Raw genomic sequence first — 11,980 nt, forward strand, 5'->3', positions numbered from 1 at the left:
CTCCTTCACAGGCTGTGGATGATGGAGTGGATCAGATCGCGGGACTTTGCGGGACTGAGGGCGATGGCCTCCACGACGTCCAGGAGGCGCCGGTACTTCTCCAGATGTGCCTCGGCGTCGAGGAGCACCGGGCCGTGGAATTGGTCCAACTGCACGGTGTCCAGGGGCGGTACGGGGCCACAGAGGTAGTTGATCGACTGTCCCGACCCTGGGAACGCCCCGATGTCGAAGGGGAGTACGCGCAGGGTGATGTGCTCTCGCAGGCTCATGTCGATCAGATGCCGAAGCTGATCCCGTGCCACCCGCGGGCCGCCGACCCGCATGTGCAGGGCGGCCTCATGGATCACCGTGCTGTACGGATTCGGGTCCGCTCGGAACACGAAGTCCTGCCGTTTGATCCGATGCGAGACACGGTGTTCCACCGCCGGTGGCGTGGGAGCCGGGATCGCCTGGCTGAAGATCTCCCGGGCGTGCTCGGTGGTCTGGAGCATGCCGGGGATGTGGGCGGTGAAGGCGGTGCGGACGGCTGTGGCGTGGTGCTCCAGCTCGGCCAGTGAGAGGAGCCCGGAGGGCAGTACCTCGCGATACGCCTCCCACCACCAACCGCGGGACTTCTCGGCCGCCATGTCGGCCAGGGCGTCGACGTAGGGCTGGTTCGTGCAGGAGTACAGCGCGGCCATCGCGCGCACGCGCTCCGGGCTCACGCCGAACCGGGCGGACTCGACGTTGCTGAGTTGACCCGAACTCGTGCCGAGCAACTGTGCGGCCTCGGTCGAGGTCAGACCGGCCCGCTCGCGGAGTTTGCGCAGCTCCGTCGCGAGTCGGACGCGTCGAGCCGTAGGCGCGGGCCGGGGTGTCATTGGATCTCCTCCTACCGGGCGTCCAGCGGGTTTGTCACCCACACGAGGGAGAAGAGGCCGAGATCCTTCGAAGTGCCGCAAAGCACCTTTGCGAACCCCCTATCGTCATGTTCAGGCGCCACCCCACCTGGAAGCGCACCGTGGGACGCCACGGCAGAGACACCAGGCATCTGTCCAACTCCCCTCAGTGACCGGAGACTTCCGATGGCCACCGTATCCCCGTCCTGGAACTACACCCTGCATCTCCCGCACGATCCACGCGCACCGGGTATCGCGAGGGGCGCCCTCAGACTGATCCTGGCCGCACACGACCTTCCCGACCTGACCCCCACAGCGGAGCTGCTCGCAGCAGAACTGCTGACGAACGCGCACTGCCACACGAAGGGCCCGTACGCCTTCCGCCTCCTGTCACCGGCCCCCGGACGGGTCCGGGTCGCGGTCTGGGACACGGACCCCCGCGTCCCACCTGGCTTCACGACCGACAAGCCTCCCGCCGCCCCGGACGCCGAGAACGGCCGCGGCCTGCACCTGGTCCGGGCCTGCGCCGACGCGACGGGCGTGTCGGTACTGCGGCAACTGGGCGCGTCGAAGGGCGGGAAGCTGCTGTGGGCGGAGTGCGGGGTGCCGGGGTGGTGAGCCGGGCCCTCCCGGAGATCCGGACCGTGGACGACCTGCGCAGTGCACTCAGCCGATACGGCTTCCCCGGCGACCGGGAGCGCTTCGAGGCGGAGCTTGCGGCGGCCGTAGGAGCCTCGCCGACCAACGACTTCGCGGGCGCCGCCGCGGTGGTCCGGACCTACCGGCACCGGGTCCTGATCAGGAACTCGCCCGCAATCATGACGGCCCTGGAAGATGCCCGTGGCGGAGGCGGCGGTACGTGAACGTGGAGAGAGGAAACATCGATGGGCATCTACGTGTCGGTCAGAGGATGGCTGGAGTGCGACGAGGAACAACTCGCCGCAGCCCAGGAGATCATCTCGTCCCACGAAGACGACCACTACTCCAACGGATGGGGCACTCCCCATCGGCACGTCAACTGGATTCATTACCTGTTCTACGGCGCCGACATCCGCGAGTCGGGTCTGGACTGGCTCGTTCGTCAGATTCGGGACATGGCGAGGATCCCGGCCAACGAGGACGGAGACCGCGTAACAGGCCTCTTCCTCGCCAGCCATGAAGTCGACGGCACGACCGAATGGCAGGTTCGGGACGGCCAACTCTTCGTCTCGCCGAGCGACGGCAGGTACCACTACCTCAACGCATGACCGAGCCGTTGAAGCCGGCCCGAGTGGCTCACTCGCCCTGTTCGTGTCCGGTGAACATGTCGATCAGGCCGTGCGGTGTGCTGTCGCCGAACATGAGGGCGTAGAGCTCGATGCCCTCGGTGGCGGTTGCGGCGCTGCGGGGGAACATGGCGCGTTCGTACTCGGTGAGCGCGGTCTCGGTGTCGTCGGGGTGGGCTGCCAGGGACTGGGCGAGCTCCGCGCCGTCGAGCATGGCGAGGTTGGCGCCCTCGCCGTTCGGGGCGGCGACATGGGCGGCGTCGCCGATCAGCGTCACTCCCGGCACCCGCTCCCACCGGTGTTCGACGGGCAGGGCGGCGAAGGGACGCAGTACCGGTTCGGTGTCGGCGTCGGTGATCAGCGCGGTGAGTTCCGGAGCCCAGCCGTCGAACTCCGCCGCGATGCGGGCGGTGGCCGCGGCGGAGTCGGTGAAGTCGATCGCGGCGAACCAGTCCTGCGGGCGGGCGAACATCACGTAGGTGTGCAGGTTGCCGCCCCTCTCCCGGTGCGTCACGAAGCCCTTGCCCGGCGCGAGCACGAAAAGGGCCCCGCTCCCGACCGCTTTCGCGCTGACCGGGTGCTGGGTGTCGGCGTCGTACAGGTACGCCTCGACGCAGGACATGCCGGTGTACTCGGGCCTCGCGGCGGAGAGCAGCGGCCGCACCCGTGACCAGGCACCGTCCGCGCCGACCAGCAGACCGGTGACGACGGTGCTCCCGTCGGCGAAGGTCACCTCGTGGCGGCCGTCGCCGAGCGCACGGGTGCCGCTGACCTTGTGGCCCCAGCGGACCGTCCCGGCCGGCAGCGAGTCCAGCAGGAGCTGCCGCAGCTCGCCGCGCTGCACCTCGGGACGGTCGCCGGTGCCGTCGTCGGCCTTCTCGAACAGGAGGGTCCCGTCCAGATCGAGCAGCCGCGTCGCCTCACGCCCCTCCAGAACGAGACCGCGGAACTCCTCCATCAGGCCCGCCGCCTCCAACGCGAGCTGGCCGTTGTAGTCATGGATGTCGAGCATCCCGCCCTGCGAACGCGCCGCCGGCGAGGACTCCGCCTCGTAGACGGTGGACGGGATGCCGTTGACGTGCAGGACGCGGGCGAGTGTCAGGCCGCCGAGTCCGGCGCCGATGATCGTGACGTGGCTGGTCATGGTGACTCCCGAGAGGTCGCAGGCCCGGCGGGCGGTCACCCGGCGGGATCTGCGACAAGCCTCCGGGCCCCGGCCGACACGCCGCCGACATCGGACCGACAGCCCCGACAGACGACCGACAGCGGCCGTCCTTCCGATACGCCCCACAGATGCCGACCAGTCGGTATGGACATCCCCGCCCCGGCCCGGTACAGATGCAGTCATGCGAATTTCCGTGACGATCTTCCTCACCGACGAGACCATCACCCCGACCCGGATCGCCCGTGAGCTGGAGGCGCGGGGCTTCGCCGGGCTGTATCTGCCCGAGCACACCCACATCCCCGTCGAGCGGATCACCCCGTACCCGGCCGGCGGCGACCTGCCGCGTGAGTACGGCCGCACCCTCGACCCCTTCGTCGCGCTCGGCCAGGCCGCCGCCGTCACCGAGCGGCTCGGTCTCGGCACCGGCATCACGCTCGTCGCCCAGCACGACCCGATCGACCTCGCCAAGCAGATCGCGACCCTCGACCACCTCTCCGGCGGACGGTTCACGCTCGGACTCGGGTTCGGCTGGAACGTCGAGGAAGCCGCCGACCACGGCGTCGAGTGGCGGACGCGCAGGGAGCTGGTCCGCGACCGGATGGCGCTCATGCAGGCGCTCTGGGCGGATGAACCGACCGCCTACGAGGGGCAGTTCGGGAGTGTCCGGGCCAGCCACGCCTTCCCCAAGCCCGTCCGGAAGCGGACCCTCGTGGGCGGTGCCGCAGGGCCGAAGCTGTTCTCCCACATCTGCGAGTACGCCGACGGCTGGCTGCCCATCGGCGGACGCGGTCTGACCGAGGCCCTGCCCGTGCTGCGCACCGCCTGGACCGACGCGGGCCGCGACCCGGCCGCCCTCCAGGTCGTCCCGTACGCCGTCGTCCCCACCCCGGGCAAGCTCGCCCACTACGCCGAGCTCGGGATCGAGGAGGTCGTGCTGCAGCTGCCCCCGGCGGGGGAGGCCGAGGTACTCAAGGTGCTTGACGAGTATGACCGTTATGTCCAGGGTGATGGTGAGGGTGTGTGACGTCACCCACCTTCGGTCAGCCCCTCTGTCCTGATCACACCGCTCGTATGCTCGAAGGATGACGACTTCCGCGACCTCCGGAACCGGCCCCACCGACCGCCCCGGCGGTACCGGCCCCACCGAGAACTCCATGCGTCGCGCTCTCAAACGTGCCCGGGACGGCGTCGCCCTCGACGTCTCCGAGGCCGCGGTGCTGCTCCAGGCCCGCGGCCCGGCCCTGGACGACCTCACCGCCTCAGCCGCCCGCATCAGGGACGCGGGCCTCGCACAGGCCGGCCGCCCCGGTGTCATCACGTACTCGAAGAGCGTCTTCATCCCCCTCACCCGGCTGTGCAGGGACAAGTGCCACTACTGCACCTTCGTGACCGTGCCCGGCAAGCTCCGCCGGGCCGGCCACGGCATGTTCATGTCCCCCGACGAGGTGCTGGACGTGGCCCGCAAGGGCGCCGCGCTGGGCTGCAAGGAAGCGCTGATCACCCTCGGCGACAAGCCCGAGGACCGCTGGCCGGAGGCCAGGGAATGGCTGGACGCGCACGGTTACGACGACACCATCGCGTACGTCCGGGCCATCTCCATCCGGATCCTGGAGGAGACGGGGCTCCTGCCCCACCTCAACCCGGGCGTGCTGTCCTGGACCGACTTCCAGCGGCTGAAGCCCGTCGCCCCGAGCATGGGCATGATGCTGGAGACGACCGCCGAGCGGCTCTGGTCCGAGCCCGGCGGACCGCACTACGGCTCCCCCGACAAGGAGCCCGCCGTGCGGCTGCGGGTGCTGGAGGACGCCGGGCGTTCGTCGGTGCCTTTCACGAGCGGCATCCTCCTCGGGATCGGGGAGACGTACGAGGAGCGCGCCGAGTCCCTCTTCGCGCTCCGGCGCACAGCACGGGCGTACCACAGCGTCCAGGAACTGATCATCCAGAACTTCCGTGCCAAGCCGGACACCGCGATGCGCGGCATGCCCGACGCGGAACTGGACGAACTCGTCGCCGCGGTGGCGGTGGCCCGCCTCATCATGGGCCCGGCCGCCAACATCCAGGCCCCGCCGAACCTCGTCGACAGCGAGTACGAGCGGCTGATCGGGGCGGGGATCGACGACTGGGGCGGGGTCAGTCCGCTCACCATCGACCATGTGAACCCCGAGCGGCCCTGGCCGCAGATCGAGGAGCTCACCGAACGGTCCGCGGCGGCCGGTTTCGAGCTGCGGGAACGTCTCTGCGTGTACCCCGAGTTCGTGCAGCGCGGCGAGCCCTGGCTGGATCCGAGGCTGCGGCCGCACGTGGCGGCGCTGGCGGACCCGGAGACGGGCCTCGCCCGCCCCGACGCCCTGCCGCGGGGACTGCCCTGGCAGGAGCCGGAGGAGGTCTTCGTCCCGTCCGGCCGTACGGATCTGCACGCCACGATCGACACCGAGGGCCGTACGTCCGACCGCCGCGACGACTTCGACGAGGTCTACGGCGACTGGGGCGCCCTGCGCGAGGCGGCCGCACCCGGAATGGTGCCGGAGCGCATCGACACGGACGTACGGCAGGCGCTGCGGGTCGCCGCCGACGACCCCACGCGGCTGACCGACGCCGAGGCGCTGGCGCTGCTGCACGCGGACGGGCCCGCCCTGGACGCCCTGTGTCAAGTGGCCGACGACGTGCGCAAGTCGGTGGTCGGCGACGACGTGACGTACATCGTCACTCGGAACATCAACTTCACCAACGTCTGCTACACGGGCTGCCGGTTCTGCGCCTTCGCCCAGCGACGCACGGACGCCGACGCGTACACCCTGTCCCTGGATCAGGTGGCCGACCGGGCCCAACAGGCCTGGGAGGTGGGCGCGGTGGAGGTCTGTATGCAGGGCGGGATCCACCCGGACCTGCCGGGGACGGCGTACTTCGACATCGCGAAGGCGGTGAAGGAGCGGGTCCCCGGCATGCATGTGCACGCGTTCTCGCCGATGGAGGTCGTCAACGGCGCGACCCGCACCGGCATGTCCATCCGCGAGTGGCTGACGACGGCCAAGGAGGCCGGCCTCGGCTCCATCCCCGGCACGGCCGCCGAGATCCTCGACGACGAGGTCCGCTGGGTGCTGACCAAGGGCAAGCTGCCGACGGCGACCTGGATCGAGGTGATCGAGACCGCGCACGAGGTCGGCATCAGGTCCTCGTCGACGATGATGTACGGCCATGTGGACCAGCCGCGCCACTGGCTGGGCCACCTGCGCACACTGGCCGGAATCCAGCAACGCACGGGCGGCTTCACGGAGTTCGTGACGCTCCCCTTCATCCACACCAACGCCCCGGTGTACCTGGCCGGCATCGCCCGCCCGGGCCCGTCCATGCGGGACAACAGGGCGGTGACGGCGATGGCACGCCTGCTGCTCCACCCCTGGATCCCGAACATCCAGACCAGCTGGGTCAAGCTGGGTACGGAGGGTGCGGCGGAGATGCTCCGCTCGGGGGCGAACGACCTGGGCGGCACGCTGATGGAGGAGACGATCTCGCGGATGGCGGGTTCGTCGTACGGCTCGTACAAGTCGGTGAAGGACCTGATCGCGGTGGCGGAGGCGGCGGGCCGTCCCGCACGTCCGCGCACGACGCTGTACGGGGAGGTGTCCGAGGAGCGGCAGAAGGCGGCGCAGGTCTCCGACGGGCACCTGCCGGAGCTGCTGCCGGTGCTGGACTGACGGGAGAGGTGTCTCGGCGGGGGCCGGTACGATGATCCGACCCCCGTTCGACGGGGATCCTTAGCCGAGGAGATGCGTGCCGTGCCAGCCCCGAAGGTCTGGGTGACGGGTCTGACCGTGGGGGCGATAGCCGCCGTCGTCGCCCTGGCCGTACAGGCCGACAAGGGAACGAAGCCGACCGTGGCCGCCACCGCCCGGCCGAGCGTCTCGGCGTCCCCGCGCGCGTCCGCGCAGCCCGAGCCGTCGGCGACCGCGGTCCCGGACGCCTCCGGGACCGGCCGCCGGATCGTCTACTCGCTCGGCGACAAGCGGGTCTGGCTGATCGACGCGAGCGAGGCGGCCCGGCGGACCTTCGCCGTCTGGCCGGGGACGGTGGACCCGGCCCCCGGCACCTACTCGGTCTCGCTGCGCCGGGGAGATCCGACGACCGGGTCCGACGGCGTGCGGATCGAGCACATCGTGTACTTCACCGCCGTGGGCGGCGTGAACGTCGCCTTCTCCAACGCGGTGGACGGCTCCTCGCCCCCGCCCGCGAACGGCGCCCAGACCGGCGGCATCCGCATGAAGACGGCGGACGGGTCGGCACTGTGGACGTTCGGCGAGACGGGGACGAAGGTCGTCGTCGTCAACTAGCGCTGCGGTCCGGCAGATTGACCACCAGCAGCACGACCCCGCTGAGCACGAACACCCGCAGCGCCGCGTCCAGGCCGTTCCAGGTGTCCGACTGCCACATGGAGAACCACTCCCCGCCGATCGCGATGAACCCGGCGCCGAAGAGCAGCATGAGCATGAGCAGGCCGTAGGTGGAGAAGCGCCGGGCACGCGGATCGTCCCCGCGCACCCACAGCCACGTGCCGTAGATCAGCACGAGCGCCGCGAGCGTCTCCCAGACGATGATCGCGACGTACGCCGTGTTCTGAAGTCCCTTGCTGGTGACGGCTCTCCACATCAGATCGTCGTCCTTGAACGTCGTATCCATCGCGAGAACGTGCTGTACGAACGCCTGGTTGGTCCCGAAGTCCGTGATGTTCCCGAACGCCACGAGCGCTATGTACAGCGCGACGCTCGCGGTGAGGAGGGTGGCGGAGAGGTGGAGTGCGCTGCGTGTGGTGCGTGGGGGTGTCGATGCCATGGGGGCCATCTTCCCCGCGCGGGACGGCGTGATCCAGATCGGTTGCGTCAGAATGAGAGGCGGACGGGCCGCGACGAGGGGACGGACGCATGACGCAGGCGGAGCCGTCGGCGCAGGAGCTGATCCTGCGGCGCACACGGGCCGGGTTCGTGGGCCGCGAGAGCGAACGAGCCACGTTCCTGCGGAACTTCGACATCCCGGCCACCGACGCCCGGCACCGCTTCCGGTTCCACGTCCACGGCAGCGCGGGCATCGGAAAGACCTCCCTGGTCCAGGAGTTGGCGCAGCTCGCCCGTGAACGCGGGGCGCTCACCGCCTACGTCGACGACAGTGTCGGCAGCGTGCCGGAGGCGATGGAGACCCTGTGCCGTGAATTCGCCGACCAGGGACGGCGGTTGAAGGATCTGGAACGGCGCCTGGCGACCTGGCGGGAGCGGCGGCGCGAGGCGGAGGCGGCCACCCTCGCCGCGCTCGCGCCCGAGTCCTCGACGGAGCCGGCGTCGGCCGGAAGCAGGATGGCGGTGGACGTCGGCCTGGGCGCACTGGAGGCCGCCCTGCCGGGCGTCGGCCTGGTCACCCGGGCCCTTCCCGCCGACCGGCTCGCCCAGGGGGCCGACCGGCTGCGGGCCGGCCTCGGCGCCCGCTTCCGCAACCTCGACGACGTCGACCTGGTGCTCACCCCGGAGCGGATCCTCACCCCCGTACTGCTCGGCGAACTGAGGGCCGCCGCCTCCGCCGTACCGTGGATCGCCCTGTTCTTCGACACGTACGAGCGGACCGGCCCCTTCCTCGACCCGTGGCTGTACGACGTCCTCACCAAGCCCCGCGAGCACGGCCGGCTGCCCGCCGCCGTCGTCGTGGTTACCGCGGGGCAGCGGCCCCTGGACAGTGCCCGCTGGGGCGGCCTGGACTCGGTGGCGGAGGTGCCGCTCGCCCCCTTCACCGAGGCCGAGTCGCGCCGCCTGCTCGCCGCGCGGGGCGTCGTGGCCGAGCCGGTCGTCGAGGAGGTGCTTCGCCTGACGGGCGGCCTCCCGGTCCTCGTGTCGACGCTCGCGGCCAGACGCCCCGACGGCCCGGACGACGTGATCGACCCGAGCAAGACCGCGGTGGAACGCTTCCTGAAGCCGGAACCGGAGGCCCGCCGTAAGGTCGCCAAGGCCTGCGCGCTGCCGAGACGGCTGGACGCGGACGTCTTCCGGGTGCTCGTCGCCGCCCCCGAAGACGAACTGGACGCCCAGTACACGTGGTTGACCGGGCTGCCGTTCGTCGCACAGCGCGGGGACCGGCTCCAGTACCACGACGTCGTACGCGCGCAGATGCTCCGGCTGGAGCGGCGCCGGTCCCGGACCGAGTGGACGACCCGGCACCGCCGGCTCGCGGAGGCGTTCGCCGAGTGGCGCGAGGACGCCGGATTCGGCCGCCGCGCCAAGGAGTTGTGGGCCGACGAGGAATGGTGCGAGCTGCGCCTGGAGGAGATGTACCACCTGCTGTGCGCCCGCCCGCCCGCGGCGCTCGCCGAGGCGCTGCGCGGGTTCGTCGTGGCCTGCCGCGAGGACGAGGTCGTCGCCCGCCGCTGGGCACGGATGCTGGAGGAGGCGGGCGACGCGGCGGACAACGCCGTACTGCGCGAGTGGGGGCGGTCGTTGGCCGCGGCGCTCGCGGACGAGGAGAGCGGGGTGACCAGGGCGACGGACCTGCTCCTGGCCCGTCCCGGTCTCGACCCGGCGGGGCGGGCGGAGGCGCACGCGCTGCGCGGCAGGGACCTGCGCAACCGCCAGGAGTACGCGCAGGCGCTCGAGGAGTACGACCGTGCGGCCGAGCTCGACCCGGACCAACCGCTGGCCCACTACGGCCGGGGCGTCACCCACCAGCTGCTGGAGGACTACCCGGCGGCCCTGGCCGCGCTCGACCGAGCCGTCGAACTGGCCCCCGACAACGGGTGGATCCTCGCCGAGCGGGCCGAGACCTACCGTCTGGCGTCCCGTCTCGAGGAGGCGGACGCCGACTTCAGCCGTGCCGTCGCCCTCGACCCCACCGACGACATCGCCCTGACCGGGCGGGCGGTGTGCCGGCACAGCATGGGCCGGCTCGACGAGTCGCTCGCCGACTTCAACCGTGCGCTGAGCATCGACCCGGAGTACCTGTGGGCGCTGGTGCGCAGGGCCCGGCTGCACCGTGCGCGGGGCGACCTGGACAAGGCGTTCGCCGACCTGGACCGGGCGGCCGCGCTCGCGCCCGAGCTGGCCTGGGTCGCGTCGGAACGCGGCGACGCGTACCGGCTCGCCGGGCGGCACGAGGAGGCGGTGGCGGAACTGGGGCGCGCGGTCACCCTGGAGCCGGGCTACGCGTCGGCGCTGGCGAGCCGCGCCCAGTCCCTGTACGAACTCGGCCGGTACGAGGCGGCGCTGGCCGACTTCGACCGGGCCGTCGAGCTGATCCCCGACTACGCCTGGGCGCTGGCGATGAGATCCCGGGTGAGGAGTCGGCTGGACGACCAGGACGGCATGTTCGAGGACCTGCGGCGGGCCGTCGGGGCGGAGCCGGACGCCCTGTGGATCCAGGCCGAGCTGGGTTGGGCGTACTGGACAGCGGGGCGGCACGACGAGGCGTCGGCCGCCCTCCAGGCTGTTCTGGCACAGGACCCCGCCCACGAGACCGCCCTGGCCGGACTGGGAGCGATCCACCACACCCGCAAGTCCTACGAGGAGGCCCTCCACCACCTGGACCGCGCCGTGGCGGCCGACCCCGAGTACGCCTGGGCCTACGGCCGGCGGGGCCGGGTGTGTCTGGCGATCGGCCGCACGGAGCAGGCTCTGTCGGACCTGGACCGCTGTGCGGCGCTGGACGCCGAGGTGACGTGGGAGCGGGGCGCGGCGATCGAGCTGCTGATGTGGTGCGGGCGAGGGGAGGAGGCGGGGGAGCGGTTGTCGGCGACCGATTCCGCGGAACTGGACGACGTCCGGGCGGAACTCCACCGCCACCACGGCGAGTGGACGCAGGCCCGCGCGCTCGCCGAGCGCCTGCGCACCACGGACCCCCTCGTCGGCACCTTCCAACTGGCCATGACGGTCCACTGCTCCGAAGGACCGGCCGCCGCCGAACCCCTCTGGCGCGACCTGTCCCACCTGGTCGAGCAGGACCCCGAGATGACACCCGTGATGCGAGCCCAGGCCCACTGCTTCCTGGGCTGCGCCCTGTCCGACGACCCGACGGCGGACGCGGGCCTGTCCGAACTCCTCACCCTCACCCCGGAATGGGACGACCTGGCGACCCTGGCCGGCATCCTCGCCGAACTCGTGACCGCTCCTGCCCCGGGCCCTCCCTCCCACGCCACCACATACCTGACAGCGGTGACCGAGGCGAGGGACGCGATTCAGGCCATGTGGGCTGCGAGGAACTGAGGAAAGGGAGTCACCCCGCCCGCCCGCCGCCCCCGTCCCTGGCGTCATAAGCCCGCCGGGCCTCCTCCACCCTCTCCAGGTTCGGTGACCAATCCGCCAGTGTCGCGAACAACGGGGCCAGGCTGCGGCCCAGTTCGGTGATCTCGTACTCCACGCGGGGCGGGACCTCCGGGTGGTACGTGCGGTGGACCAGGCCGTCGCGTTCCAGTTGGCGCAGGCGCTGGGTCAGGACCTTGGGGGTGATGGTGGCGATCCGGCGTTCCACTTCCACGAAGCGCTGACGGCCGTACTCGTGGAGGGCCCAGAGGATCGGTGTGGTCCAGCGGCTGAAGACGATGTCGACGACGGGGGCGATGGGGCAGGCGTTCTCCGGAGGGACACCGGTCCTGGGCCCGCGGCCGCGCGCTGTGGTCTCCGTCACATCAACCCTCTCCGTCCATTACT

11 protein-coding genes are annotated in these 11,980 nt (G+C 71.2%); 7 read left to right on the forward strand and 4 right to left on the reverse strand.

From position 1 onward, the window contains the following. Positions 1–5: 5 nt before the first annotated feature. The gene (locus M2157_RS27015; RefSeq protein WP_280866413.1) at positions 6–860 is read right to left on the reverse strand and encodes a helix-turn-helix transcriptional regulator; all 855 of its coding nucleotides are present in this window, start codon (positions 858–860) and stop codon (positions 6–8) included. Between the two features lie 204 nt (positions 861–1,064). Between M2157_RS27015 and M2157_RS27020 the strand changes: the two genes are divergently transcribed. From M2157_RS27020 to M2157_RS27030, 3 genes are read left to right on the forward strand one after another with little or no spacing between them, the layout of a single operon-like run. After that, positions 1,065–1,496, forward strand: a complete 432-nt coding sequence (locus M2157_RS27020; RefSeq protein WP_280866414.1) for an ATP-binding protein — start codon at positions 1,065–1,067, stop codon at positions 1,494–1,496. Next, positions 1,493–1,741 (forward strand): hypothetical protein, encoded by a 249-nt coding sequence (locus tag M2157_RS27025; protein ID WP_280866415.1) that lies wholly within the window; start codon positions 1,493–1,495, stop codon positions 1,739–1,741. The genes M2157_RS27020 and M2157_RS27025 overlap by 4 nt, the downstream gene beginning before the upstream one ends. A gap of 21 nt (positions 1,742–1,762) precedes the next feature. Next, entirely contained in the window at positions 1,763–2,125 is a 363-nt protein-coding gene (locus M2157_RS27030) for a hypothetical protein (protein WP_280858266.1), read from the forward strand. Positions 2,126–2,153: 28 nt separating this feature from the next. Here the strand turns inward: M2157_RS27030 and M2157_RS27035 are convergent, their stop codons facing one another. Then, on the reverse strand, positions 2,154–3,287 hold the full coding sequence (locus M2157_RS27035) for an NAD(P)/FAD-dependent oxidoreductase (protein ID WP_280858265.1): 1,134 nt from the start codon (positions 3,285–3,287) through the stop codon (positions 2,154–2,156). A gap of 202 nt (positions 3,288–3,489) precedes the next feature. Between M2157_RS27035 and M2157_RS27040 the strand changes: the two genes are divergently transcribed. From M2157_RS27040 to M2157_RS27050, 3 genes are all read left to right on the forward strand, one after another. Then, positions 3,490–4,332 carry an LLM class F420-dependent oxidoreductase gene (locus tag M2157_RS27040; protein WP_280866416.1) on the forward strand — a complete coding sequence of 281 codons (843 nt, stop codon included), beginning with the start codon at positions 3,490–3,492 and terminating at the stop codon, positions 4,330–4,332. Between the two features lie 58 nt (positions 4,333–4,390). Beyond that, the gene (locus M2157_RS27045; RefSeq protein WP_280858263.1) at positions 4,391–7,003 is read left to right on the forward strand and encodes a bifunctional FO biosynthesis protein CofGH; all 2,613 of its coding nucleotides are present in this window, start codon (positions 4,391–4,393) and stop codon (positions 7,001–7,003) included. Positions 7,004–7,075: 72 nt separating this feature from the next. Continuing rightward, positions 7,076–7,636 (forward strand): hypothetical protein, encoded by a 561-nt coding sequence (locus tag M2157_RS27050; RefSeq protein WP_280858262.1) that lies wholly within the window; start codon positions 7,076–7,078, stop codon positions 7,634–7,636. Here M2157_RS27050 and M2157_RS27055 read toward each other — a convergent pair. Further along, positions 7,629–8,135, reverse strand: coding sequence for a DUF2165 domain-containing protein (locus M2157_RS27055; RefSeq protein WP_266517996.1), 507 nt, complete (start codon positions 8,133–8,135; stop codon positions 7,629–7,631). The genes M2157_RS27050 and M2157_RS27055 overlap by 8 nt on opposite strands. 89 nt (positions 8,136–8,224) lie before the next feature. Between M2157_RS27055 and M2157_RS27060 the strand changes: the two genes are divergently transcribed. Further along, complete coding sequence (locus M2157_RS27060) at positions 8,225–11,536, forward strand: ATP-binding protein (protein ID WP_280866417.1); 3,312 nt, start codon at positions 8,225–8,227, stop codon at positions 11,534–11,536. 10 nt (positions 11,537–11,546) lie between these two features. Here the strand turns inward: M2157_RS27060 and M2157_RS27065 are convergent, their stop codons facing one another. Next, positions 11,547–11,957 (reverse strand): helix-turn-helix domain-containing protein, encoded by a 411-nt coding sequence (locus M2157_RS27065; RefSeq protein WP_280858260.1) that lies wholly within the window; start codon positions 11,955–11,957, stop codon positions 11,547–11,549. Between the last annotated feature and the right edge of the window lie 23 nt (positions 11,958–11,980).

Origin of the sequence: Streptomyces sp. SAI-127, assembly GCF_029894425.1 — a bacterium.
GTDB lineage: Bacteria > Actinomycetota > Actinomycetes > Streptomycetales > Streptomycetaceae > Streptomyces.

Coding starts and splice junctions, on each gene's coding strand:
- M2157_RS27020 (WP_280866414.1), top strand. CDS start 1,065: ATGGCCACCGTATCCCCGTCCTGGAACTACACCCTGCATCTCCCGCAC.
- M2157_RS27040 (WP_280866416.1), top strand. CDS start 3,490: ATGCGAATTTCCGTGACGATCTTCCTCACCGACGAGACCATCACCCCG.
- M2157_RS27015 (WP_280866413.1), bottom strand. CDS start 860: ATGACACCCCGGCCCGCGCCTACGGCTCGACGCGTCCGACTCGCGACG.
- M2157_RS27035 (WP_280858265.1), bottom strand. CDS start 3,287: ATGACCAGCCACGTCACGATCATCGGCGCCGGACTCGGCGGCCTGACA.
- M2157_RS27030 (WP_280858266.1), top strand. CDS start 1,763: ATGGGCATCTACGTGTCGGTCAGAGGATGGCTGGAGTGCGACGAGGAA.
- M2157_RS27060 (WP_280866417.1), top strand. CDS start 8,225: ATGACGCAGGCGGAGCCGTCGGCGCAGGAGCTGATCCTGCGGCGCACA.
- M2157_RS27055 (WP_266517996.1), bottom strand. CDS start 8,135: ATGGCATCGACACCCCCACGCACCACACGCAGCGCACTCCACCTCTCC.
- M2157_RS27045 (WP_280858263.1), top strand. CDS start 4,391: ATGACGACTTCCGCGACCTCCGGAACCGGCCCCACCGACCGCCCCGGC.
- M2157_RS27050 (WP_280858262.1), top strand. CDS start 7,076: ATGCGTGCCGTGCCAGCCCCGAAGGTCTGGGTGACGGGTCTGACCGTG.